General features: G+C 36.9%; 28 protein-coding genes, 1 tRNA gene and 1 other annotated feature. Of the genes, 2 read left to right on the forward strand and 27 right to left on the reverse strand.

The genetic code is table 11. The annotated features are described in order from the left end of the window. Nucleotides 1–2 precede the first annotated feature (2 nt). The 19 genes from priA to miaA all read right to left on the reverse strand — a co-directional run bounded on the left by priA (nt 3) and on the right by miaA (nt 14,880). Nucleotides 3–2,426 (reverse strand): primosomal protein N', encoded by a 2,424-nt coding sequence (gene priA, locus AC6UD8_RS03480; protein ID WP_500699504.1) that lies wholly within the window; start codon nt 2,424–2,426, stop codon nt 3–5. A gap of 20 nt (nt 2,427–2,446) precedes the next feature. Further along, nucleotides 2,447–3,652 (reverse strand): bifunctional phosphopantothenoylcysteine decarboxylase/phosphopantothenate--cysteine ligase CoaBC, encoded by a 1,206-nt coding sequence (gene coaBC, locus AC6UD8_RS03485; RefSeq protein ID WP_500699505.1) that lies wholly within the window; start codon nt 3,650–3,652, stop codon nt 2,447–2,449. Nucleotides 3,653–3,756: 104 nt separating this feature from the next. Then, nucleotides 3,757–3,960 (reverse strand): DNA-directed RNA polymerase subunit omega, encoded by a 204-nt coding sequence (gene rpoZ, locus AC6UD8_RS03490; RefSeq protein WP_500693702.1) that lies wholly within the window; start codon nt 3,958–3,960, stop codon nt 3,757–3,759. Then, the gene (gmk, locus tag AC6UD8_RS03495) at nt 3,960–4,577 is read right to left on the reverse strand and encodes a guanylate kinase (RefSeq protein WP_500699506.1); all 618 of its coding nucleotides are present in this window, start codon (nt 4,575–4,577) and stop codon (nt 3,960–3,962) included. Before gmk ends, rpoZ begins: the two co-directional genes overlap by 1 nt. A gap of 82 nt (nt 4,578–4,659) precedes the next feature. Next, entirely contained in the window at nt 4,660–6,366 is a 1,707-nt protein-coding gene (recN, locus tag AC6UD8_RS03500) for a DNA repair protein RecN (protein WP_500699507.1), read from the reverse strand. A 12-nt stretch (nt 6,367–6,378) separates the two neighbouring features. After that, nucleotides 6,379–7,197, reverse strand: coding sequence for a TlyA family RNA methyltransferase (locus AC6UD8_RS03505; protein ID WP_500699508.1), 819 nt, complete (start codon nt 7,195–7,197; stop codon nt 6,379–6,381). 7 nt (nt 7,198–7,204) lie between these two features. After that, nucleotides 7,205–8,077: a polyprenyl synthetase family protein gene (locus AC6UD8_RS03510; protein ID WP_500696732.1), complete on the reverse strand. Its 873-nt coding sequence runs from the start codon at nt 8,075–8,077 to the stop codon at nt 7,205–7,207. After that, complete coding sequence (locus AC6UD8_RS03515; protein ID WP_500693697.1) at nt 8,064–8,315, reverse strand: exodeoxyribonuclease VII small subunit; 252 nt, start codon at nt 8,313–8,315, stop codon at nt 8,064–8,066. Before AC6UD8_RS03515 ends, AC6UD8_RS03510 begins: the two co-directional genes overlap by 14 nt. Then, a complete protein-coding gene (gene xseA, locus AC6UD8_RS03520; RefSeq protein WP_500699509.1) occupies nt 8,315–9,664 on the reverse strand; it encodes an exodeoxyribonuclease VII large subunit in 1,350 nt (449 codons plus the stop codon). Before xseA ends, AC6UD8_RS03515 begins: the two co-directional genes overlap by 1 nt. After that, nucleotides 9,654–10,517, reverse strand: coding sequence for a bifunctional 5,10-methylenetetrahydrofolate dehydrogenase/5,10-methenyltetrahydrofolate cyclohydrolase (locus AC6UD8_RS03525; protein WP_500699510.1), 864 nt, complete (start codon nt 10,515–10,517; stop codon nt 9,654–9,656). The genes xseA and AC6UD8_RS03525 overlap by 11 nt, the downstream gene beginning before the upstream one ends. A gap of 94 nt (nt 10,518–10,611) precedes the next feature. Then, nucleotides 10,612–11,010: a transcription antitermination factor NusB gene (gene nusB, locus AC6UD8_RS03530; RefSeq protein WP_500699511.1), complete on the reverse strand. Its 399-nt coding sequence runs from the start codon at nt 11,008–11,010 to the stop codon at nt 10,612–10,614. Further along, entirely contained in the window at nt 11,007–11,435 is a 429-nt protein-coding gene (locus AC6UD8_RS03535; protein WP_500693693.1) for an Asp23/Gls24 family envelope stress response protein, read from the reverse strand. The genes nusB and AC6UD8_RS03535 overlap by 4 nt, the downstream gene beginning before the upstream one ends. 43 nt (nt 11,436–11,478) lie before the next feature. Continuing rightward, entirely contained in the window at nt 11,479–12,039 is a 561-nt protein-coding gene (gene efp, locus AC6UD8_RS03540; RefSeq protein ID WP_039143941.1) for an elongation factor P, read from the reverse strand. A gap of 114 nt (nt 12,040–12,153) precedes the next feature. Continuing rightward, nucleotides 12,154–12,450: a 50S ribosomal protein L27 gene (gene rpmA, locus AC6UD8_RS03545; RefSeq protein WP_010021538.1), complete on the reverse strand. Its 297-nt coding sequence runs from the start codon at nt 12,448–12,450 to the stop codon at nt 12,154–12,156. 26 nt (nt 12,451–12,476) lie between these two features. Further along, entirely contained in the window at nt 12,477–12,797 is a 321-nt protein-coding gene (locus tag AC6UD8_RS03550; RefSeq protein ID WP_500693692.1) for a ribosomal-processing cysteine protease Prp, read from the reverse strand. Between the two features lie 5 nt (nt 12,798–12,802). Further along, nucleotides 12,803–13,111: a 50S ribosomal protein L21 gene (rplU, locus tag AC6UD8_RS03555; protein WP_500699512.1), complete on the reverse strand. Its 309-nt coding sequence runs from the start codon at nt 13,109–13,111 to the stop codon at nt 12,803–12,805. A gap of 16 nt (nt 13,112–13,127) precedes the next feature. Continuing rightward, nucleotides 13,128–13,200, reverse strand: a sequence feature (ribosomal protein L21 leader region). 100 nt (nt 13,201–13,300) lie between these two features. Continuing rightward, nucleotides 13,301–13,374, reverse strand: a tRNA-Arg gene (locus AC6UD8_RS03560). A 74-nt stretch (nt 13,375–13,448) separates the two neighbouring features. Then, entirely contained in the window at nt 13,449–13,970 is a 522-nt protein-coding gene (locus AC6UD8_RS03565) for a hypothetical protein (protein WP_500693690.1), read from the reverse strand. Next, nucleotides 13,960–14,880: a tRNA (adenosine(37)-N6)-dimethylallyltransferase MiaA gene (miaA, locus tag AC6UD8_RS03570; protein WP_500699513.1), complete on the reverse strand. Its 921-nt coding sequence runs from the start codon at nt 14,878–14,880 to the stop codon at nt 13,960–13,962. The genes AC6UD8_RS03565 and miaA overlap by 11 nt, the downstream gene beginning before the upstream one ends. A gap of 92 nt (nt 14,881–14,972) precedes the next feature. Here miaA and AC6UD8_RS03575 point away from each other — a divergent pair, with 92 nt between their 5' ends. Then, nucleotides 14,973–15,149, forward strand: coding sequence for a DUF3042 family protein (locus AC6UD8_RS03575; RefSeq protein ID WP_500693688.1), 177 nt, complete (start codon nt 14,973–14,975; stop codon nt 15,147–15,149). Nucleotides 15,150–15,192: 43 nt separating this feature from the next. On the opposite strand, the gene AC6UD8_RS03580 is transcribed toward AC6UD8_RS03575, so the two are convergent. From AC6UD8_RS03580 to AC6UD8_RS03610, 7 genes are all read right to left on the reverse strand, one after another. Further along, nucleotides 15,193–15,597, reverse strand: coding sequence for a rhodanese-like domain-containing protein (locus AC6UD8_RS03580; protein WP_500696736.1), 405 nt, complete (start codon nt 15,595–15,597; stop codon nt 15,193–15,195). Between the two features lie 20 nt (nt 15,598–15,617). After that, nucleotides 15,618–16,580: an ROK family glucokinase gene (locus tag AC6UD8_RS03585; protein ID WP_500693686.1), complete on the reverse strand. Its 963-nt coding sequence runs from the start codon at nt 16,578–16,580 to the stop codon at nt 15,618–15,620. Between the two features lies 1 nt (nt 16,581). After that, on the reverse strand, nt 16,582–16,809 hold the full coding sequence (locus AC6UD8_RS03590) for a YqgQ family protein (RefSeq protein ID WP_010021549.1): 228 nt from the start codon (nt 16,807–16,809) through the stop codon (nt 16,582–16,584). Between the two features lie 36 nt (nt 16,810–16,845). Further along, nucleotides 16,846–17,520, reverse strand: coding sequence for a rhomboid family intramembrane serine protease (locus AC6UD8_RS03595; protein WP_500699514.1), 675 nt, complete (start codon nt 17,518–17,520; stop codon nt 16,846–16,848). Nucleotides 17,521–17,530: 10 nt separating this feature from the next. After that, complete coding sequence (locus tag AC6UD8_RS03600) at nt 17,531–18,064, reverse strand: 5-formyltetrahydrofolate cyclo-ligase (RefSeq protein ID WP_500699515.1); 534 nt, start codon at nt 18,062–18,064, stop codon at nt 17,531–17,533. A 55-nt stretch (nt 18,065–18,119) separates the two neighbouring features. Beyond that, nucleotides 18,120–18,269: a 50S ribosomal protein L33 gene (gene rpmG, locus AC6UD8_RS03605; RefSeq protein WP_500693683.1), complete on the reverse strand. Its 150-nt coding sequence runs from the start codon at nt 18,267–18,269 to the stop codon at nt 18,120–18,122. A 122-nt stretch (nt 18,270–18,391) separates the two neighbouring features. After that, entirely contained in the window at nt 18,392–20,455 is a 2,064-nt protein-coding gene (locus AC6UD8_RS03610; RefSeq protein ID WP_500693682.1) for a peptidoglycan D,D-transpeptidase FtsI family protein, read from the reverse strand. A gap of 147 nt (nt 20,456–20,602) precedes the next feature. Between AC6UD8_RS03610 and AC6UD8_RS03615 the strand changes: the two genes are divergently transcribed. Beyond that, nucleotides 20,603–23,242, forward strand: a complete 2,640-nt coding sequence (locus tag AC6UD8_RS03615; protein WP_500699516.1) for a YfhO family protein — start codon at nt 20,603–20,605, stop codon at nt 23,240–23,242. 45 nt (nt 23,243–23,287) lie between these two features. Here the strand turns inward: AC6UD8_RS03615 and greA are convergent, their stop codons facing one another. Continuing rightward, the gene (gene greA, locus AC6UD8_RS03620) at nt 23,288–23,764 is read right to left on the reverse strand and encodes a transcription elongation factor GreA (RefSeq protein WP_500693680.1); all 477 of its coding nucleotides are present in this window, start codon (nt 23,762–23,764) and stop codon (nt 23,288–23,290) included. Between the last annotated feature and the right edge of the window lie 11 nt (nt 23,765–23,775).

Here is a 23,775-nt window from a genome sequence, read left to right on the forward strand (position 1 = left end):
ACCTACATAAAACTGACTGGTTCTGGATCAATCCCGATCCGTAAACCCTTTCTAACTTCTTTTTGTGATATTTGTAAAATATGCTTTAAGCTTTCATTAAGTTTTAAGTCACGTTTGTACTTAATAATGATTTGGAAATAATAACGTTTTTTCATTCGAGCAATCGGCCTAGGGGTTGGCCCCAAAATAATGGTAGTTTGATCAAGCGACTTTTTAAGATAATTAGCAACCTCATAAGATTCATTAGCCGCCTGCCTCTCATTTAGTGAACTAATTGAAACTTTAATGGTAAAGAAGTATGGAGAATAATCAGCTAAATGTCTTAATTGCATTTCTTTTTGATAAAATGCTTCATAATCCTGGTCTTTAGCCAATTGAATCACATAATTATCTGGATTATAGGTCTGAATAATGACCTCTCCATCCTTATCAGCTCGTCCAGCTCGTCCGGAAACTTGAGTTAACAAATCAAACGTTCGTTCGCTGGACCGAAAATCAGGTAAATCCAATCCGGTATCAGCATTTAATACCCCCACCAAAGTTACATTCGGAAAATCCAGTCCCTTAGCAATCATCTGCGTTCCTAGTAAAACATCAGCACGATGTTCACCAAATTCACGAAGCAACTTCTCATGAGAGCCCTTCTTCCGGGTTGTATCGACATCCATTCTGATTACTCGTGCTTTTGAAATGAGTTCATGTAATTGTCGCTCTACCTTTTCAGTTCCAGTACCAAAGTAACGAATATTTTTACTGTGACAGTTGGGACAATACTTAGGAATTGGTTCCTCAAATCCGCAGTAGTGACACTTCATCGTATGAGAATCCATGTGAAGCGTCAAAGAAATATCACAGTTGGGACACTTTAAAACATAGCCACAATCACGACACATCAGAAAAGATGAGAATCCTCGTCGATTAAGCATTAACACCACTTGTTCGTGCTTTTCAATTCTTTGCTTAATCGCACTAAGTAATTGGTGCGAAAAGATTCCATCATGAGTCTCTTCTTCTCTGGTCATGTCAACAACTGAAACTTCTGGTAAACGCCTTTGATTAATGCGATCGGGAAGGCGTAAAAATTTATAAACTCCCTTTCCAGCACGAGCCCTTGACTCAAGCGAAGGTGTTGCACTCCCAAGTACGACTGGGCAATGATGATAATTGCCACGCCAAATGGCAACATCCCGCGTGTGATAACGCGGATTATCATCCTGCTTGTAACTTGTATCGTGTTCCTCATCAAGAATAATAATCCCAATATCAGAAAGAGGAGCAAAAACTGCTGATCTTGCCCCTACTACTACCTTTGCCTTTCCATTATTAATTCTACGCCACTCATCATACTTTTCCCCAGTTGACAAACCACTATGAATTACAGCAACTTGATTACCAAACCGATTTTTAACTCGATTAACCATCTGGGGGGTTAAAGAAATCTCTGGAACTAACATCAACGCCGTCTCACCTAAATCCAGAGCCTTTTGGATGGATTGAAGATAAACCTCAGTCTTACCTGATCCAGTTACTCCTTCAAGTAGATAGGTTTCATTTTGATGGGCTTCAATGGAACGATCAATTTCACGAACGGCATGTGCTTGATCAACGGTTAACTTTTTTGGTTGATCAATTGTAATATCATGTTTGTACGGATCACGATACTTCTCAACCTGAACTTTTTTTATCCAATTCTTCTTTTCAAAACTGCTAATCGCTGAATTGGATATTTTAAGATCATTAACGAGGTGGGTCTGAATAATTGGTTGATCAGTATGGTGCTCTAAAACAGAAAGTAAGTTTAATTGAGAAGTGGCATTCTTACGAAGCTGTTTTTTTGCCTGACCAAAATCACTTAATTGATTTAAAATGGCCGTTTCCGTTTTCTTTTTGGCTTCATTTTGAACTTTGTAAATCACTTGGATTTTATTGTTCTTACGCAACTTAGCAAGTTTTCCCATCTCAGTACTATTAAAATGCTCCGTGTCAAACGGAACCATACTCTGGTCTTTAAACTTATCATTAAGCTCTTGATCGGCAAGATTTCCAGTTGCTTTTACATAGGTTGTATATCTTGCCTTCATCGCATTAGGAAGCATGGTCAAAAGACAACTAATTCGAAAAGAATAAGTTGTATCAGCCAACCACTTAGAAAGTTCAATCATTTCGTCGTTCAACACTGGGCTCAAATCCATGGTACTATCAATCTTTTTGAGTTGATTAAGCTGGTCCGGTTTCTCATCTGTAATATCAACGACAAAACCTTCAACTTTTCTGTTTCCATTCCCAAATGGAACAATGACCCTCATGCCTCGTTTCAGTTGATCTTCTAATCCAGTAGGAATTAAGTATGAATAGGGTACATTTGTTTGCATGGTCGGAACATCAACAATCACTTTTGCAATTTTCAAATTACCCCTTCTTTCCATTCTTGCATATTACAGATTAGCTATAAAAGGTCAACAACGACATTTAACACTTCACTAGCAACTTTTAATTTAGACTCAACTTCTGTCTTTTTGACCAAACCATCCTTTGAGATGATTGAAACCTGATTATCATCACTATTAAAACCAATTAATGAATTGGAAACATCATTTAATACCACTAGATCTAATTTCTTTTTCATCAACTTTTGCTTAGCATTTTTAAGAGGATCATTGGTCTCGGCCGCAAAACCGACCACCACCTGATTAGGGTTCTTCTGTTGTGCCACTTTTGCAACAATATCATCGTTCTTAATTAGATGGAGATCTAAAGAATCATGGTCTTGATTCTTCTTGATTTTTTGTTTTTCCGCATGAGCAGGTTTAAAATCACTAACTGCAGCAGCCATAATCAAAACCTGATTATCTGAAAATAAGCGTTGTACCTGGTGCTCCAGTTGATCAGCAGAACTAACTTTGATAACTTTCACACCATCTGGAATCTGGCACTGACTGTTGGCACTTACAAGTGTCACTTTAGCCCCCATTTCTTTAGCAACCTCAGCAATTGCATATCCCATCTTTCCTGATGAATTATTTGATAAGTACCTAACCGGATCAATTGGTTCTCTAGTACCACCAGCAGTTACTAGTATATTAACCCCAGAAAGAGGTTGGTCATCATGATCACTTAATTGACTAACCACAAACTGATAAATTTCTTCTGGTTCAGCAAGTCGACCTAGAGCTGAATATCCTTCGGCTAGTGGACCAACTTGTGGCTCAATAAATTCGATACCATCATCTTTTAATCTTTGAAGATTTCTTTGGGTAGCTGGATTTTTTAACATGACATCATTCATTGCTGGCGCAAAATACTTGGGGCACTCCATGGCTAACATAGTCGTACTTGCAAAATCATCCGCAATCCCATTTGCTGTTTTAGAAATAAAATCAGCGGTAGCTGGGGCAACAATTGCCAAATCGGCCCATTTAGCTAGCCCAATATGATTAATCGTTGTTGAGTCATCAAAATAACTTTGATCATCATAGACATCATTCTTCGATAAAACTTGAAAAGTTAATTTCGAGACAAATCGTTTGGCAAACGGTGTCATTACAACTTTGACACTAGCACCATTCTTTTTTAAAAGTCTCAATAAATAAAGTGCCTTATAAGCAGCAACGCTACCAGATACAAATAAGACAATTTGCTTCCCGTTTAACAAAATTATACCCTCCAAAGTATTTCTTATTAATTATACTACACATCCCTTATTATTCATTTAATAAAAAAAGACCCTGTGATGAGATTCATCACAAAAGTCCTTTCTTACTTACTTTTTGGAGCGATGGTTAACACGCCGGCAGCAATTTCTTCCAACGCCATTCCAACTGATTTTACTGACTTATAATGGGAAAGCAATGGCTTCGCACCTTGATCAAGTTCTTCAGCTCTTTTGCTGGCTAACATAACGAGCGAATATCTTGAATCAACGTGTTGCAATAAATCTTCAAGTGGTGGATAAATAAACATTAAACTTCATCTCCTAATTTATTAAGATAATTTGGCATAACGCGGTTTACCTTTAAACGTTCGCTTTTAACAATTGTTTTAATTCGGTCTACCGCATTTGAAACCTTATCATTCACAACTGCATAATCATAGTTTTGCATCATTCGGATTTCCTTAGAAGCTTTTTCAATTCGTTTGTTGATAACCTCAATATCATCAGTCCCACGGCCAACCAAACGATCCCTAAGTGAATCAATGTCAGGTGGAGTTAGGAAAATAAAAACTCCATCGGGGCAGTTGGCACGCACCTGTATGGCACCATTAACTTCAATTTCCAGAAAAACATCTCTTCCTGAATCTAATGTCTCGTTTACGTATTGTAACGGGGTGCCATAATAATTGTCAACATACTTAGCATACTCCAGCATCTTACCATTTTTAATATTCTGTTCAAATTGATCCTTTGAAACAAAGTAATAATCAACCCCGTTAACTTCTCCCTCACGGGGTTTTCTGGTAGTCATCGAGATTGAATACTTGAAATCGACATCAGGCTCATTAAAAAGGGCTTTTCTAACCGTTCCCTTCCCCACTCCACTTGGACCAGAAAGAACAATTAACATTCCTCTTTCACTCACTTAAACCGCTCCTTTTTCGTAACTTCTTTATATATATTATGCAATTTATAAATCAATTAATCAATAAGAGATAAAATGAATGCTATTTAATTTTTTGTCTTTTTTGTTGATTGGCCAAGTTTAAAAGTTCAGAAGCGTGTTCCATGGTTAACTTAGTAACTGTGGTTCCTGCTAACATTCTAGCAAGTTCCTTAACTCGTTGCTCACCTGATAAGGGTTGAACCGAAGTTTCCGTTCGATTATTAGAATCAACATGCTTCGAGATGAAATCATGATTATCAGCCATGGCGGCAACCTGTGGCAGATGGGTGATACACAAAACCTGGGATTTCTTACCAATTGCACTAATTTTATCAGCAATTGCTTGAGCCACTCTTCCCGAAACCCCCGTATCTACCTCGTCAAACACGATTGAAGTTACTCCTTGGACGCGGGAAAAAATCGTTTTAAGAGCTAACATAATTCGAGAAAGTTCACCACCTGAGGCAATTTTGGATAACGGTGCCATGTCCTCACCCGGATTCGTTCGGATGTAAAACTCAACTTCTTCAATTCCATTTCGATTAAAAGTATCTTTAGGTAAATTGGAAAAACGAACTTCGAACTGCGTTTTATCCATGTACAAATCAGCTAATTGTTGATGAATTTCATCCGTTAACTTTTCGGCTTGCTGATGTCTAATATCACTTAACTTTTTCCCAAGTTTATTTAATTCTTTGACGGAAGCATTGAAGCGTTCTTCTAAATTATTGCCACTCTTTTCATCCGTCTCCATATCAGTTAATTCACCAGAGATTTTATCGTAATACTTTAAAATCTGTTTAATCGAATCACCGTATTTTCGTTTTAACTCAAAAATAGTATTTAAGCGTTGCTCAACTTCGTTCAATCGGTCAGGGTCAAACTCCAAATTATCCATCTGATTACTAATCTCTCCAGAAGCATCTTGCAGCGTATAATAAGCATTTTTAACATTCTCAGAAATTGACTTAAACTCATCATCTAACCGTTCTAAATCTTCAAGAGCATTCATGGCATCCCCGATCATATCAATCGGACTAATACTTTCATCACCATTAATATCATTAAAACTTCTTCCTAGACTATCGCTAATGGCTTGAAAATTATTTAAACGATCCCTTTCGGCTATCAGATCTTCTTCTTCGCCATCCGTTAAATCAGCCGTTTCAATTTCATTTACCTGGTACTTAAGCATATCAATGCGTTGAGCCCATTCTTTTTCATTTTTATTTTTATTATTTAATTCTTTCTTTAATTTAAGGTATTTTTCATATTGTTCCTGATAAAGCTTAAGCGTAGGTTTGAGGCTGTCGCGAGCAAACTCATCAAGTAACCCAATGTGCTTATCAGGTTGCATCAGCGCTTGATGTTCATTTTGTCCATAAATATCAACCAAAGTTTCGCCAACTTTTTTTAGCGTATTTGTATTCACCAATATACCATTGATGCGACATACGTTGCGGCCATTACGATATAATTCACGCTGTAAAATTACCGTATCATCATCATGTTCGATCCCAAATTTATCCAACACATGAGCAGTAAGACCATCTTTAGGAATAGCAAACATTCCCTGTAAAATTGATTTGTTCGCACCCTTTCTAATAAAGTGAGACGATCCCCTACCACCAGCAAGTAGACCAACGGCATCAATAATAATCGACTTTCCTGCACCAGTTTCTCCTGACAGAACTGTCATCCCTGAGTAAAAATTAACTTCCAATTGATCAATAATCGCAAAGTCTTTGATTGAAATTTCCTGTAACAACTTCTCACCTTCTTAATTATTTAAACTTTTATAAGCCCGATCCATGACACCTTCAACTGCAACATCGTTTCCTACTTCAGGGTCATCAGATGACTTTAGATGAATCAAGAATTCGATATTCCCTTCACCACCCTTGATGGGAGAAAAATCAAGTCCTAAAACAGAAAAACCAGCCTCAGTCGCAAACTGAATGACGTTATTAATCACCTGTTTATGCACGTTTTTGTCCCTTACAATGCCATGCTTACCAACGTTTCCACGACCAGCCTCAAACTGGGGTTTTATTAATGCCACTACTTCCCCATTTTTAGCTAAAATTGATTTTAAGGGCTTTAAAATTAATTTAAGAGAAATAAAAGAAACGTCAATTGAGGCGAAACTAGGTTCTCCACAAGTAAAATCTTCTGGTTTACTGTACCGAAAATTAGTATTCTCCATTACAACAACACGAGGGTCGTTTCTAAGCTTCCAAACTAATTGGTTTGTCCCAACATCTAAGGCGTAACTCAATTTAGCTCCATTTTGTAACATTACATCCGTAAATCCACCGGTGGAGGATCCGATGTCCAAAACGATTCTATCACGAACACTAATATTAAAACTTTTGAGTGCTTTTGCTAATTTTAATCCACCCCGACTGACAAAGGGAAGTGCATTTCCCTTTAAATGCAGCTTGGTTTCAACTGGAATCTTCACCCCAGGCTTATCCATGCGTTGTTCATTTTTTCCAAGTACTTCACCAGCCATGACGGCTCTTTTTGCCCTTTCGCGTGTGTCAAACAATCCTTGCTTGACAAGTAAGACATCAACCCGCTCTTTATCCTTTGCCATTATAACCTCACTTTTTCACCACAAAATAAGATAAAAATGAATCTAACAAATCGGGTGAAAATTCATCCGGCAACTTACTTAATGCCTCTTGACTTTTACTAACAGTCTCATCTAATTTTTGAATTGCTCCATTAATTCCCAACAAATTTACATACGTATTTTTATCAACATCATCCTGATTTTCAAGGTTAGGAGCATCTTTAATATCATCAAATATTTGAAATGCTAGCCCAAAATTCCAAGCAAACGCAGATAAACATTTCCGACTTGCTTGATCAGCATCAGCAATGGTCGCTCCTGCTATAACACAATAATGAAACAGCTCACCTGTTTTGTTTCTATGTAAATGCATTAATTCATCCAGATTCAAATGTTGGTTATCTGAACTAACATCTACAGTTTGACCAGCTACCATTCCGTCTGGACCAGCAGCATGGGACAATAACTGAATCAATTGAACTTTTTTTACAGCTGACAAATCAGCTCTTGAAAGCCAGTTAAACGCTAACGTCAACAATCCGTCTCCAGCTAAAGTTGCAATATCAGCGCCAAATTTTTTGTGATTGGAGAGTTGACCACGACGATAATCATCATTGTCCATGGCTGGTAGATCATCATGAATTAAAGAATAGGTATGAACTAACTCAACCGCAGAACTGGTTTTAATGGTGGACTCGTCAACTTCGTAATTCAAAGTTTTTAGGGTGGCTAACGTCAATAATGGTCGTAATCGTTTTCCACCAGCCATCAAAGAATATTTCATGGCATCTACAATTAATTTTATCGAGCTCGACTTATCAATGTTTGTTTCTAAAGTTTGATCGATTTTCGGAATATATTTATCTTTAAATTCTGAAAGAGTTTGTTTATTGGGTGTCATCACTGTCTCCACCTTGTTGATCACGATCAAATGGGATTTCATTATCACTGTCATCCATCATTTTAGTAAGCGTTTTTTGTGCATTTGAAAGTGTCTTTTGCATTTCGTTACTTAACTCAACTCCATCTTTAAATTCTGAAAGGGCTTTTTCTAAAGGTACGTCTCCTTGTTCAAGTTGATTAACAATTTCTTCTAATTTATCCATATTTTCTTCAAAAGTTGGTTTTTTATCTGCCATTATTTACTGTCTCCTTTAAGTCCAACATGATCAACGGTTGCACTAGCACTTCCATCACTGAACTGAATACGAATGTGTTCATCCTTTTTTAAATCCTTAGCCGACTTAACTAATTTATCATGATCGTTTGTAACCATCCCATATCCAGAACTCATTAAACGTAGCGGGCTTAGATGGTCGAGTGCACTGACGTTTGAATTTAACTGAGTCCGTTTTGTTTTCAAAATCACTTGAACGGACTTTTTCATCGATTCAAGATAATAATTAACCTGTTTTTGGTTTGCATTGATGCTATGAACCGGTGAGTTTAATTTTAGTTGTTCTAAATAAGCTTGAAGTTGATTATGGTAATGATTTAGTAAATCTTTCATGTTAGTACCCAGTTTGGTATTTAAAGTATCTAATTGCTGGACATAGGATTCATAAAGACGTTCGGGCTGGTTAAAAACGTAAGAATTCATTACTTTATCGTATTGTGACCTCGAACGGGCCAAAATGTTATCCATGGCGTTATAAATCCTAGTCTGTTTAGTCTTTAAATCAAGAATTACATCACTAAGCACAGGAACTGCCAACTCAGCAGCTGCGGTCGGGGTTGCTGCCCGTTTGTCAGAAACTAAATCAGCAATCGTTGTATCAGTTTCATGTCCAACTGATGAAATCACTGGAATTTTACTATTATAAATAGCTCTTGCTACAATTTCTTCATTAAATGGCCATAAATCTTCAATAGAACCACCACCACGACCAATAATAAGAGTATCAAATCCGCCAATTTCGTTGACTCGGTTAATTTGATGAGCGATCTCACTTGCTGCATTCTCACCCTGAACAGCTGCTGGAAACAAAACAATTTGAGCAATCGGGAATCTCCGTCTAACGGTGGTGATGATGTCCTTAATAACTGCACCACTTTGAGACGTGACTACGGCAATTCTCTTAGGATACATTGGAAGAGGTTTTTTATGAATTTCCTCAAACAAGCCCTCTTTGGCAAGTTTATTTTTTAACTGTTCGTAGGCTTCATAAAGTTGACCCACTCCATCCGGTTCCATGTGATCAATATAAAACTGATACATTCCGGTTTTTTCATACACGGAAACATGTCCAGTAACAAGGACTTTCATTCCCTCCTCTGGCATGAATTTAATCTTAGAGAAGGCTGATTTAAACATGGTAACGTTAATTTTTGAGTTATCATCCTTTAAACTAAAATATTGATGAGTTGGTCGCAAGCGAAAATTGGAGATTTCACCGGTAAGATAAACTCGTCCTAGGTATGGATCAACGTCAAATTTCTTTTTGATATACTGTGTCAAAGCTGATACAGTTAAATATTTACTTGCCACTCTTTTTGCTCCATTCACACATATCAACCGTTTGTTGCATCAAGGTTGCGATTGTCATTGGTCCTACGCCACCCGGCACCGGAGTGATATATTCGATATTGTCACTTTTTGATTTGTATTCGACGTCGCCAGCCAATTTACCATTCTCATCCATATTTTGACCAACGTCAATAACAACGGCACCTGGTTTAAAATCATCATCATTTAATATGGCATACTTGCCGACCGCTGAAATAACTACATCAGCTTGCTTCGTGTACTTTGAAACATCATCAGTGTGACTATGAACGTCAATCACAGTTGCATCGGCGTTAATCATCAAAGCTAACATTGGCTTTCCAACAATTGAACTACGGCCAACAATCACAACGTTTTTACCATCTAAGTCAATATGGTACTCCGATAGTAAAGTCATAATGCCCTTCGGAGTACATGCAACCGGGTAATTCTCCTTAAGATTAAGAAATAACTTGCCGACATTAACGGGATGAAAACCATCCACATCTTTTGTAGGATCAATTGCCTCAATCACTTTGTCTTCGTTAATATGATCAGGAAGTGGCGATTGAACTAAGATTCCATTGATTTCAGGGTTCTCATTCAAACTTCTCACAATTTGGATCAATTCGTCTTGCGTGGTTGATTCAGGTAAAGCTTTCTTAACGGAATAGATGCCTAACTCTGTTGCCTTTTTTTCTTTGCTTCGAACATATCTTTGACTTGCCTGGTCATTTCCAACGATTACTACCGCTAATCCTGGAGTAATTCCAGCTTGTTTTAGTTGAAAAACTCGCTTTTTTGTTTTTAAGTTCAGGTCTCTTGCAACCTTTCTGCCATCAATTATGCTAACCACGAAAACATCTCCCGATACATTATTATTAGTACAATTTTAGCATATTATTTTTGTTCTAGCTAAATGTAAAAAAATAAGAACCCATCACGGGTTCTTATTTTTCAATCGCACTATCTAAAACGCCATTAATAAAGTTTCGTGACTTATCATCACAAAACTTTTTAGCTAATTCTAAAGCTTCATTAATGGCAACTTTATTTGGCGTTGCTTCTTCATACTTAATTTCATACAGCGCAATTCTTAAGATAATCAGGTCAGCTTTACTAATTCGATCAATCGACCATTTATTCGCTAAGTGATCCGTGATGATCTTATCAAGTTCACTTTTATGCTCTCTTACCCCATTAACAATTTCCAAGTAATATTCTGGTGCCTTTACATCTTCATTTGTAAGATAATCAAAAAATTCACTTGGTTCAACAGCATCATTACTTTCCATCGCAAATAGGGTTTGAAAAGCTAACTCTCTAATTTGATGTCGACTTATTTTCACTTTTTATCCTCATTATCGAATAATTTATCAGTATCAACTTTACCAGTACTCTTTGGAGGAATCATTCCTTCAACGTGAACATTTACGGAACCGATACGAAGGTCAGTCATAAACAACAACTGTTGTTTTACTTGGTTTTGAATCTCTAAAGCAACTTTAGGAACCGAAACCCCGTAATTTAGGTATACAAAAATATCAACATTCAATTTGCCATTTTCAATTGCTAATCTGATACCCTTACCGCGCTCTTTTCTTCCAAATAATTCGTTAACACTGGAAGAAAAACTGCCACGCATCCGGTTAACACCTTCAACTTGCACGGCCGCAATTCCAGCAATGACCTCAATCACACGAGGTGCAATTTTAATCGACCCTAGGTCTGATTTCTTATTGTCGAGTGTAATGAAACTTTCGTCTGCTGCCATAATATAACCCCCAATTGGCTACACAATCAGATCCTTCTGACCATTATGCCCGAGAAATGTAAGTACCGTCATCAGTATTGATCACTAACTTATCACCCTTATTTACAAAGAATGGAACTTGAAGCGTTAAACCAGTGGTCATAGTAGCAGGTTTTGATCCACCAGAAGCAGTATCACCCTTAATTCCAGGTTCAGTATCCGCTACTTCAAGTGTGACCGTCTTAGGCACTTCAACTCCCAGAGTTTCACCGCCATACTGAATAACTTGAACTTCCATATTCTCTTGTAAGTAGTTCATTTCTTCTTTAACTTGCTCTCTTGGAATCGTTAGTTGTTCATAATTATCCATGTCCATAAAGACAAGGCCACTACCATCATCGTAGAGGTATTGCATCTTTTTGGTTTCAATGTTAGCTTTTTCAACTTTAGCACTAGCTCTGAAAGTCTTTTCCTGAACGGCTCCCGTCCTTAAATTCTTTAACTTAGTACGAACAAATGCTCCACCCTTACCGGGCTTTACGTGTTGAAAACTAACAATCTTCCAGATGTTATTGTCAGCTTGAATGGTCATACCATTTTTTACTTTTACAATTGAAATTGACATTTTCATGCCTCCCACATATTTATGTTCCTATCATATCAATATCGATCACGTAAAAGCAAGTTACGATATTGATAAAAAAAGAGACCCCTGCATTAACGCTAGGCCTCTTTGGATTTACTTAGTTGCTACTTCTGCTTCAGGGTAAACAGAAACTTGACGTTTGTCACGACCTAAACGTTCGAAACGAACAATCCCATCAACTAAAGCAAATAATGTGTCATCTCCACCACGTTTAACGTTCTTACCTGGATAGATATGAGTTCCACGTTGACGGTATAAAATTGTACCAGTTGTTACTGATGAGCCATCAGCAGCTTTAGTCCCTAAACGACGTCCAGCTGAGTCACGACCGTTAGATGATGAACCACCGGTTTTATGGTGAGAGAAAAATTGTAGATTCATTTTTAACATGCGTTTACACCTCCAAATTAAAAGTGTTATTTTACTTCAACGTAATTCGAATACTGTTTTGAAATATCCATAAGTCCATTCATAAAGCTTTTAAGTAACGTTTGGACCTTAACATCATTCAAATGTTCAACCGGAATCTTAACTTGGAGATATCCTCCATTTTTTTCATCCTGTTCTACATATGGATCAATGTCACAAACGGTAATTAACCCGTTCACAGAAGAAATTGCTAACGCTGATACTGCTGCACAGACGATATCATGCCCATACTCACCAGAATCAGCGTGGCCAGTCACTTTAAATCCAGTTATTAAATTATGATTTAAATCAAATGTAGCTTTAATCATACGACTTAAGCGTTAATCTTGTTGATAGTAACCTTAGTATAAGGTTGTCTATGACCCTTCTTTGATTGAGCACCCTTTTTAGGTTTGTATCTAAAGATACGGATCTTCTTACCCTTACCTTGCTTATCAACTTTTCCTTCGACTGAAGCACCATTGACTAATGGTGAACCAACCTTAGGGGTTTTGCCACTAACAAAGACAACATCATCAAAAGTAACCTTGTCACCTTCGTTAGCATCAAGTTTTTCAACAAAGATGGCTTCACCTTCAGAAACTTTGTATTGCTTGCCACCTGTTTCAATAATTGCGTACATGTAGTGCACCTCCTTATAATTTGCTTAGACTCGCCAGTATTAAGTGCCCACTGGGCTTTAAAACTCAAACTGAGCGGTTGTAGCTGTGGAAGTCCACAATTACAACATCATAAGTATATAAAAATTAATGTTATAAGTCAAATAAAAAAAGGACACGCCAGATATTAAGCGTGTGCCCTTTTTTCGAGATGTCGCAGGAGCGATTCGAACGCTCGACCTACGGTTTAGAAGACCGTTGCTCTATCCAGCTGAGCTACTGCGACATAAACTCAAACAACAAGAATAATTATATTGAATATCGAACTATAAGTCAATGGTTTTTAGTACATTGCTTGATTTAATGATCATTTAAAACCAGCTTTAAATCATCTTGCAGTAGACTATTAAATCTATCGATGATTGTATCTGGGCTAAAGCCTAAATCAACAATGCCGAACTTTAAGAATAAAGTCCAAGCGTGCTTATATCCAATCTTGCTTTTCTCATAATAACTTTTTAGTAACATATTCAGCATCGACAAATACAAAGAATTAAGGTCGTCAGTCTTTTTCATTCCTGATAACTTATTTAACATCTCATCATCCACAGTAATCACATCCACCCAACTTTGTAGGTTAGCAATTAGCAAAAAATCCCTGAAAGTCCTAATGTAACTTTCGAGCTGGTTGTCACGATTATTCTCAGAACTAGTGATGTCCGTTTTAAGCATCCCAGAATTTTTAGCCAATTCAGAAAAGTGAATGTCTAAAGAAACATAAGAACTTGAAACATGAGTTCCAGGTTTCCAAATTGTTTGATTCTTAGCATCTAACTGCCGATATAAGTTGACTGTGTCCGAAACCATTTTGTTAATATCCATTATTGTTTTGCCACTCCTTAATTTGTTGTTTAATTTGAGTAATTTCTTCGGGATGTTGAACTAAATCATACCAAGTAACGTCCATCTTGTTTCTAAACCACGTTAGTTGTCTCTTAGCGTAGTGTCTTGAGTCTTGCTTAACATCTTCTACTACTCGATCCAAACTTTCGTTACCATTGAAATAAGGGATGAATTCTCGATACCCAATTCCCTTACTAGCAGGAATTTTACTCCCACCATTTTCAAAAAGCCATTTATTTTCTTTAATTAACCCGTTTTCCATCATCTGGTCTACTCGTTGATTAATCCGCTGGTATAGGACATCACGACGCGTATTAAGTCCCACAATCAACTCATCATACTGCTGTCCCTGATTATCCTGCTTGGAAATTGGCTTTCCACTAACAAGGTATACTTCGAGAGCCCGTAAAATGCGTCGTGTGTTTTGCATAGGTGTCTTTGATGCCGTTACAGGATCAACCAGATTTAATTTATCCCACATTTTCATTGGACCAAATTCGTTAAGTTCATTAATCAATGTTGCTCTAATTTCAGGATCATTCTTACTTCCTAAATTTAATCCCCTTAAGAGTGAATTAAGATAAAATCCAGTGCCACCAACAATAATTGGAAGATGCCCTCGATTCGTAATTTCCTTAATTAATTTTTCAGCAGCTTCAACAAAATCAACCACCGAATATTGTTCGTTAACATCAATGATGTTTATTAAATAATGAGGAATTCCCTGCTGCTCCGTTCGAGAAATCTTGGCAGTACCAATATCTAGATGACGGTAAACCTGCATTGAGTCGCCAGAAATAATTTCTCCATTAAACTGTTTTGCAATTTTAATTGACAAGTCCGTTTTTCCAACAGCCGTTGGACCAACAATCGCTAATAATTTGTTCATAAATTCACCTAATTAATGATGTTCTATACTGGATATATTAGCGCAAATAACGCATAATAGACAAGTAGATAATAAAAAAGGAGGCAATGACTATGAGTAAATTTACACAAGGATTTACTACGGGAGTTGCAGCATGTATTGGAATCGCTGCAGGAGTTTGGCTTTCATTCAAGAAAACGGTGGTTCAACCAATGGAGGAACAAGAGTCCAAAATTAATGAAAACCGTAAAAGAGCAAACAGAAAAAGTCATTCAGCTCATTTAAGTTAATTATTAATAATAAAAAGAGAACTCGATCGAGTTCTCTTTTTAGTTAACCCTTTTTAATTTTGCCATCCCATCGCTGGTAACCCTCGTTAAGAATTGAAATATTTTTAAAACCCTTTTTGTGAAGGAATTTGGCAGCTTTCATACTCAAAGTCTTATTCTGATCGTACAAATAAACTGGTAGATCTGGTCTCAGTTCTTGATAAAAACTTCGAAAAGTTGAATATGGCATGTTTCTTGAACCAAGAATATGACCATCATTAAAAGCTTTACTTTCACGTAAGTCAATAACTTGCGATTTGCGAATCCCACTTTGAAATTCATCTTCATTTAAAAACTTACAATAACGTTTGGCCATTAAAATAGTAAATTCGTGGTATAACCACCAAATTAACAGAACCACTCCTAGAGTGATCAGAAAATAAAGAACTGAAACTATCACACTACTCAATTAAAATCTCTCCAATACTTTTATCTAAATTGTAATGCTAACGAAGCTGCACCAATTACCCCAGCATCATTACCCAACTGAGCTAATTTAACTTTAGTTGAATCTCTAATTGATGGAAAGGCATTTTCCTGGAAATATCTAGTAGTTGGTTGAAGCAAAGTGTTTCCAGCATTCGAAACTCCACCACCGATAATGATACTTGCTGGGTTCAAAGTATTCCCAATATCAGATAAGGCTAATCCAAGGTAAAAACAAATCTTATCCACAACCTGATTAGCAAAAATGTCGCCATTATCTGCTAGGTAAAAAACCATTTTTGAAGTGATTTTTTCATCAGTATTTTCGAGATCCTTTAACCGTGAATGTCCCTTAAAATCTTTAGACATATCCTTAGCTACGTGAACAATTCCAGTTGCTGAAGCGTACTGTTCTAAGCAACCCCTTTTGCCACAGGTACAAAGATAACCATTTGGTTGAACAGCAATGTGTCCAACTTCACCTGCTCCACCATTAACACCATGAAGGAGTTTACCGTTAGCAATGACTCCACCACCAACTCCAGTTCCTAACGTAACAAAGACTACGTCGTCTTCAGTACTGCCTGCACCCTTCCAGTATTCACCTAAGGAAGCCACATTGGCATCATTGTCTAATTGAAATGGTAATCCAACCCCATTCTGAATCAATTCTCGAACTGGTTGTTCATCTTTCCAGTTAAGGTTAAAAGCTTCGGAAACTGTCCCCTTTTCACGGTTTACAGTTCCTGGTGTTCCCATTCCAATTCCAACAAAATCATTAATGGTTTTGTCAGAATCCTCGATATGTTTGTTGATTGACTTAACAATATTCTCAACGATGTGAGCGCCCTTATCACTAGTATCAGTGAGTACTCTCCATTTATCAAGAACCTCACCATTTTCGTCCAAAAAAGCCATTTTAGTAGTGGTACCACCTAAGTCAATTCCAATCAAATTCTTTGCCATTCTATAGACCTCCCGTCTCATTTTTAGATTTTAAGTTTTTTTCTTCAATCCTGTGTTCACGTGTTAATACTAGTTTTGCGGATGTAAACTCTCGATCACTAACTACATGAGCATCATGAAGATGGTCGAGTTCTAAGGCCATTACTTCAATATCCCAAAGTCGTTTACCGACATATACATATATTCCAAATTTTTTTAACAGTTGTTGAACATCATATAGAGTTGTCATTTTAATCATCATCCTAAATTAACTATGTACAACGTGTCAACGAACAGAACCTAAATAGTACATTATTATTATACCAATAATTAAAGCGGTTGCATAAAATAATCTCATAATTTTATTTAAATTGATATTGTGCTTTAATCCTACAACAAAACTAATCAGGTAACCACCAATGAATCCGCCAATATGACCAAAAATATCAATACCAGGCGTAAAGATATCAAATACAAGGTTAATTACCACAAAAAGAATAAACGTCTTTGCAGTACTTCTGACAAATGAATCACCACGATACTGAAAAGCAATCATCAAAAAGGCACCGAATAATCCAAAAATAGCGGTACTGGATCCTGCTGAAATTCCACTTCCAAACGCGAAGCTCATTAAATTTCCACAAAATCCTGCAACCATAAAAATGACAAAATATCTTAAATGACCAACGATTGGTTCAATTAATTTCCCCAAATAATATAAAGTGATTCCATTAATTAAAATATGTTGAAAACCAATATGAACAAAAATGGGAGTAATTAGGCGCCACCACTGACCACCTTTTACTAAGGGGTTATATTGCGCACCAAACTTTAGTAGATTAACGGTGTTCTCTGAGCCACCACTTAAAGTCATCATTAAATATACAACTACCATGATGAACAGTAATAAGTACGTTACCCAGGGATAATTATTGACTCTTTTAAGTTTTTGTTTGATCATCTTAAATCCTCTAAAAAATAATCCGATCCAATCTAACGTCAAATGGATCTGGCTTCCAATTTAACTCAGAAACGATTTGTGCTTTTTGGGCCAGTGAAACCTTATAGCCGTCAAATCGAGATAAATAACGATCATAAAATCCCGCACCATAACCAATTCTCTGATTACTATCAGGATTAAAAGCAACTCCTGGAACCACCATCAAATCAATCAAATTACTGATGATCGTCTTTCCATTAACGGGCTCCCAGATCCCAAACTTAGTCTTTTGAAACTTTAAAGTATGGCTAAGCTCAACAAACTCCATCTGATGCTTAGGAAGTGTATGAGGAACCACCACCTTTTTCCCATCATTTAAAGCCGCAAAAATTATGGGAGCTGTAGGAATCTCAATGGCTGTATTCATGGTTGTGGCAACCACCTTGGCGTTCTGCCATTCTTGAAGGTCAAAGAGCGCTTCATACAACCCATAAAAGAATTGATCCGATGGCTTAGCATTTTTCATTCTTTTTAAAACCAATTCTCTAACTTTATTTTTATTCATTTACATCACCCATTAATTTTATAATAAAAAAGATTTTGGGTAAAAACCCAAAATCTTATTTTGTTTCGCGATGTAAAGTAACTTTTCTATCACGTGGGCAATACTTTTCTAATTCTAAGCGATCGGGATTATTTCTACGACTCTTAGTTGATAAGTAATTGCGTTCGTGGCATTCAGTACATTCCAAAGTGATATGAACACGCATGTCAAATACCTCCAAACATATTCGTTTTTTATAACTAATTCAACAATCATAATATTAACATCTTTAGCACTATATATCCAGTCTCATTTAAAGAACGTTAAGTAATTTTACTTAACAGTATTTTATGGCTTATTCTGAACATCATCCCAGTATGCTTGATAAATTTGTTTAGCAAGATTCAAGTTATTACTTTCAGCGTCAACCGGAAGATTAGGAATGGCTAATGCGACCACTACCTGTGGATCCTTTGATGGTGCATAGGAGGCCAAACTCAGAGTAACAGTTGGTTTACCATTGTAAAATGTTTGGGCAGTACCCGTCTTAGCAGATACTTCGGGAGATAGACTTGACAAATCTCCACCGGTTTTATATTTATTGGTACCATGAACTACTTGATACAATCCCTGTGTAACAACGTTTCGTTCTTGTTGTGTCATTGGAATTTCATTTAACACCGTTGGCATCGTCGTATTCTGAACAGCTCCAAGTTGTCCGTTCTTGGTATTGGTTGATCTTACATTTTGAACCACATGTGGCTTCAAACGATATCCGCCATTAGCAATGGTGGACATGTATTGGGCTAATTGAATCGTAGTGTACGAATCATAGTTACCAAATGATTCATCCAAAGATTTCCCAATATTAGCAAACGTTGATGGTCCTTGAATGCCAGCAGTTTCACCCGGTAGATCAATCCCAGTCTTAACACCTAAACCAAATTGATTGAAGTAGTTTCGTTCGATGTTAAAAATGTTGGGACTCATGTTAAGTGATCCTCCCGCTTTATACCTGAAGCCCCCTTCTTTCATAGCAAGTTGCATCATGTAAGAGTTAGAGGAAACCTCTAGAGCACCCTGGGCGTTAACCGGCATATTGGCCTCACCATTTTTGTTAAACCAAGAACTCTTTTTAGCTCCACCAATATCAATTGGCATATCTTCCATTGTACTGTTATTCGGTGTAATAACCTTATCCATTAGGGCACCTGAAACCATCGCACCTTTAACAACCGATCCCATTACAATGGCACTGTTGATGGTTCCTAATTCGTTTGGTGTCACTTTACCAGTCTTAGGATCACGGTTAACACCAGCCATTCCAATTACCGCACCGGTCTTTGGGTTCATAACAACGGCATAAGCCCCCGTTGAATCACCAACGCCCCCAGACTCTGCACCTTTAACTAAATCTTGGAGTTTATTTTGAAACTTAGAGTTAATGGACAACTGAAGATTCTGGCCCCGTTGGCCTGGATACTTCTTAACTTCTTTAACAATCTTGTTATCCCCTCCAACTTTAACCTCGGTCTGAGACTTAGAGCCACGTAAAATTGGTTCATATTGTTGTTCCAAATTACTTTGTCCAACTGAATCATTTCTTGAATACCCTTCAGCTAAAAGTTCATTAACCCGATCAGAAGGTAACCCAGTTTTACTAGATGAAACATTTCCAACAATACTTTGAATCTCGTTTCCAGATGGATAATCACGAGACCAACTTGTTCCAACCTGAACTCCAGGCATTTCAGAAGCATGTTCACCAACTTCAGCAATTTCTTTGTTACTTACACCATCCGTTTTAATGTTGGTAGTTGATAATTGATAAGCCCCACTCATTTCCGTAAAAATAGCAGCTGCGTTCTTCATTCGAGGAGTAACCTTTACAATTTTCCCATTCTGGATCATATCTAAAGCTTTATTGTAGGCTGCTTGTGGCGCTAACTTTGTTCCATTAGGAACTTCCTTAGTAGCGTTTGTAAGGTTAGTCTTATCGGCCAAGTAGTATTCACCAATCTGCTTTTTAGTAAGCCCTTTAGTTGGGAGGGTGATGTAACTCCCAAGTTTATTGGCATCATTATAAATCTCCTGAGGCATTACGCTTAATCCTTTAGTATAGGTGATGGCCCGATGAGTTTTGTTACCAACTAAAACTTTCCCGGTTGAGTCATAGATCATCCCACGCGGAACATTACCATACTTAACTGAATTATCGCTCTGATTAACATCAGATTTATAAACTGATCCTTGAAAAATCTGCATGTATGCTAGTCGAAATACTAAAACCGCAAACAATATTCCAACAATTGCGAAGATAAAATTCAGTCGAAATGGAATTTTAGAATTACCGTTTCGTCGACTTGAGTCCCGACTCCTTCTTCTGAATAACCGATCAAAAAAGTTTCTCACGATGCTAACGCTCCTTAACTAATTAATAACTCGAATTCATCATTTATAGCGTTTTTCTTAATTTATATATGATACTCTATTTATTAGAAAAACGGCAAACCTAGTCTTATTATAATTCATTACTTTATAAATTAATGAGGTAATTAAATGTTTAACCAAAAAATAAAAAAGAGCCTATCTAAAAACTTCGCATTAATCCTAAGCTTTTTAATACCACTAGTTATTATGGCATTATACGCAGCATATCGCAATATGGCACCCTTCGGAAATAATACGATTCTAACGGTTGATTTAGGACAACAGTACATTGATTTTTTTGCATATTTTAGAAGAGCCATCTTGCACCATCCTTCATCAATTCTTTATTCGTTTTCTAATGGACTAGGGAATGAAATGATCGGGACTTGGGCTTACTATCTAATGAGTCCATTAAACCTTATCTTACTCTTTTTTAATAATACATCCCTCCCATCAGGGATTCTCATCCTATTACTTTTAAAGATTGGCTTATCTGGTTTGACCTTTACCATTCTAGTTCGCAAACTTCATCTTACTAATTCTTCACTCATACTGTCATCATTTGCAACTGCATATGCATTAAATGGTTGGATGATTGCAAATAACCTAAATATCATTTGGCTCGATGCCATGATTTTACTTCCTTTAATTTTGCTTGGTTTAGTTAAACTCTTAAAAAACAACCAAAAACTACTTTTCATTACATCATATACCGCTATGTTGATCATTAACTATTATATGGCATACATGATTACGATTTTTATCGTAGCACTAACTATCTACTATTTAGCCATCAATGTTTCAAATATCAAAGATATGTTTGTTGGATTTTTGCGACTAGTCGCAAATGGATTAATTTCGGTGGGATTAGCTGCTTTCATTCTTCTGCCAACCATTTATTCACTGATTAACTCCAAGGGCCAGGGATTTTCTGATAAATTGAACTTTAAATTTGAATATCCAATGCTTGACTTAGTAACTAAATTTGCTCCTGGGGCCTTTAATTTTGACCAAATGCCCAAGGGCTTACCAAACCTTTTTATTTCAGAAACGATTTTGGTACTATTTTTGTTCTTCTTTGTTAATAAAACCTTCTCCAAAAAAACTCGAATTTTCACTTTGGTAATGACCATCTTTTTACTGTTGTCAACGTGTTTTCAGCCACTCGACTTATTTTGGCATGCATTTCAGTTTCCAATCTGGTACCCCTACCGTTTTTCGTTTGTAATATGTTTTTGGTTCATCATGGTCGCGCTAGTTAGCTTATCTCACATTCAGGCAATTAGTTTTAAGCAAATTGGAACGTGGCTCATAATTTTATTGCTTGCACTAATGGTCGCTTATACCACCATTAGAATGCCTCAATATAACTACCTTAAATGGTTCACAATTGTGATTGAGGGACTTATGATTTTAGCCGCCATCATCGTTTTATTAACCCACTTCCGGAATGAAAAATGGTTTAATTTGGGTGTTTTTTCACTAATTGTCTTTGGGATTACCATTAATCTTATTCTCTCTTTAAATAACATCTCATACTTAAGTAACTCAGAATACCGTGGTTACGTAAATAAATTAGATCATGTCACAACTTACCTGAAACATCATTCTTTAGATGGCCCATATCGAATCAGCAAGGACTTTTCCCGAACTAAAAACGACCCCTTTAACTTTAATTTTTATGGTGCTTCCTTATTTTCATCCGTCATGAATCCTAAAATGTCTGATCTAGTTGGAAAAATTGGTCAGCCAAATGGCGATGGTGTAATTGAATATTCCAGTGGGACCATGGTTTCAGATGCACTGCTCTCAATGAAATACCATCTGGCTCGTCCCTACACAGCTTCAGTTGACGTTCCAGGTATTAGAGAATTCCCAGAACGATATGACCAAAACTCATACAAAAACATGGGATCATCTGAGGGATTCTCAATATACGAAGACCCGTATGCGTTACCAATGATGTTTAGAGCCAGTAACCAATCAATCCACAAAAATGCTGCCAGTCCAGATCCCATTCAATACCAAGCACAATTATGGTCAAATCTAACGGGGGACAACCAAGTCCAAAGTCACCTCTTTTCGAGCAGTAACTTCAATCACGTCAGATATAACAACGTAACCAAACACAATCAACTTACTGGCACCATCTTCAACAAAGTCAACGTCTTACAGCCGGCCTCGCTTGATCTCACGTTTAAGCCAAAAACTAATGACTCTTACTACTTAACGATGGGAACAGCGTTAAATAACGGTAACTGTGATTTATCAGTTGATGGTAACCAACTATCACTTAGTCCTGAATCTAATTCGACTAAGATCATTAACATTGCCAATAATGCAAAAAACAAAAAGATTAAAGTAAAAATCAGCTTGAAAAAGTCATCACTTTGGTTAGAAAACTTTACTTTATACCAGCTAAATAATTCTTTATTTAAGCAAACCGATCGAAAACTTCGATCGGGAACCAAAAAAATATCCAGCCCAAACGCACGAACGGTAAAGGCTGATATAAAGACAAACGGTTCTAATTCAGTAATTGCTTCAAGTATTCCGTATTCGAAGGGCTGGAGTGCCCAAATAAACGGAAAGAAACATTCAATCACGAAATGGGATCATTACTTCATTGCACTTAAAACTGGAAAGGGAATGAAGCACATTCAGCTTTCATATTGGCCACCATTCTTAAATATAGGAATAATCATTAGTGCTTTGACACTTCTCACCTTAATTTTAAGAAGTTGGTTTAAAAAAAGATATAATAAATAGGGCAATCGTCACTTGAGACGATTGCCCTATTTTAAATTAAAATTATTATTTAACTGATAATATCTTGACATGCATTACGCCAGCAGGAATATCAATATCAACGTTTTCCCCTACTTTATGGCCAAGCAAAGCCTGTGCAATTGGAGAATCATTCGAGATTTTTCCACTCATCGGGTCAGCTTCAGCAGCTCCGACAATTGTAAATGTCTCTGGCTCTTCATCAGGTAGTTCCTTAAACTGAATTTCTTTTCCAACGGTCACTTCGTCTTCGTCGGTCTCTTCTTTATCAACCACTTGAGCATATTGTAGCATGTGCTCTACCGTAGCAATTCTGCTCTCTAACATACTTTGTTCGTTTTTGGCAGATTCGTATTCAGAATTTTCAGATAAATCGCCGTAACTTCTAGCGACTTTGATTCGATCAACAATCTTTGGTCTTTGATTGACCTTTAAATCTTTTAATTCAGTTTCGAGCTTTTCTTTCCCCTCTTCAGTCATCGGGTACATTTCATCTTCAGCCATTCTTACACCTC

The sequence above is a fragment of the Fructilactobacillus sp. X1R3C1 genome (assembly GCF_059901545.1).

Coding starts and splice junctions, on each gene's coding strand:
- priA (WP_500699504.1), bottom strand. CDS start 2,426: ATGGAAAGAAGGGGTAATTTGAAAATTGCAAAAGTGATTGTTGATGTT.
- rpoZ (WP_500693702.1), bottom strand. CDS start 3,960: ATGTTTATTTATCCACCACTTGAAGATTTATTGCAACACGTTGATTCA.
- AC6UD8_RS03505 (WP_500699508.1), bottom strand. CDS start 7,197: ATGGCAAAGGATAAAGAGCGGGTTGATGTCTTACTTGTCAAGCAAGGA.
- AC6UD8_RS03510 (WP_500696732.1), bottom strand. CDS start 8,077: ATGACACCCAATAAACAAACTCTTTCAGAATTTAAAGATAAATATATT.
- AC6UD8_RS03515 (WP_500693697.1), bottom strand. CDS start 8,315: ATGGCAGATAAAAAACCAACTTTTGAAGAAAATATGGATAAATTAGAA.
- AC6UD8_RS03535 (WP_500693693.1), bottom strand. CDS start 11,435: ATGGCAGCAGACGAAAGTTTCATTACACTCGACAATAAGAAATCAGAC.
- efp (WP_039143941.1), bottom strand. CDS start 12,039: ATGTCAATTTCAATTGTAAAAGTAAAAAATGGTATGACCATTCAAGCT.
- rpmA (WP_010021538.1), bottom strand. CDS start 12,450: ATGTTAAAAATGAATCTACAATTTTTCTCTCACCATAAAACCGGTGGT.
- AC6UD8_RS03550 (WP_500693692.1), bottom strand. CDS start 12,797: ATGATTAAAGCTACATTTGATTTAAATCATAATTTAATAACTGGATTT.
- rplU (WP_500699512.1), bottom strand. CDS start 13,111: ATGTACGCAATTATTGAAACAGGTGGCAAGCAATACAAAGTTTCTGAA.
- AC6UD8_RS03565 (WP_500693690.1), bottom strand. CDS start 13,970: ATGGATATTAACAAAATGGTTTCGGACACAGTCAACTTATATCGGCAG.
- miaA (WP_500699513.1), bottom strand. CDS start 14,880: ATGAACAAATTATTAGCGATTGTTGGTCCAACGGCTGTTGGAAAAACG.
- AC6UD8_RS03575 (WP_500693688.1), top strand. CDS start 14,973: ATGAGTAAATTTACACAAGGATTTACTACGGGAGTTGCAGCATGTATT.
- AC6UD8_RS03585 (WP_500693686.1), bottom strand. CDS start 16,580: ATGGCAAAGAATTTGATTGGAATTGACTTAGGTGGTACCACTACTAAA.
- AC6UD8_RS03590 (WP_010021549.1), bottom strand. CDS start 16,809: ATGACAACTCTATATGATGTTCAACAACTGTTAAAAAAATTTGGAATA.
- AC6UD8_RS03595 (WP_500699514.1), bottom strand. CDS start 17,520: ATGATCAAACAAAAACTTAAAAGAGTCAATAATTATCCCTGGGTAACG.
- AC6UD8_RS03600 (WP_500699515.1), bottom strand. CDS start 18,064: ATGAATAAAAATAAAGTTAGAGAATTGGTTTTAAAAAGAATGAAAAAT.
- rpmG (WP_500693683.1), bottom strand. CDS start 18,269: ATGCGTGTTCATATCACTTTGGAATGTACTGAATGCCACGAACGCAAT.
- AC6UD8_RS03615 (WP_500699516.1), top strand. CDS start 20,603: ATGTTTAACCAAAAAATAAAAAAGAGCCTATCTAAAAACTTCGCATTA.
- greA (WP_500693680.1), bottom strand. CDS start 23,764: ATGGCTGAAGATGAAATGTACCCGATGACTGAAGAGGGGAAAGAAAAG.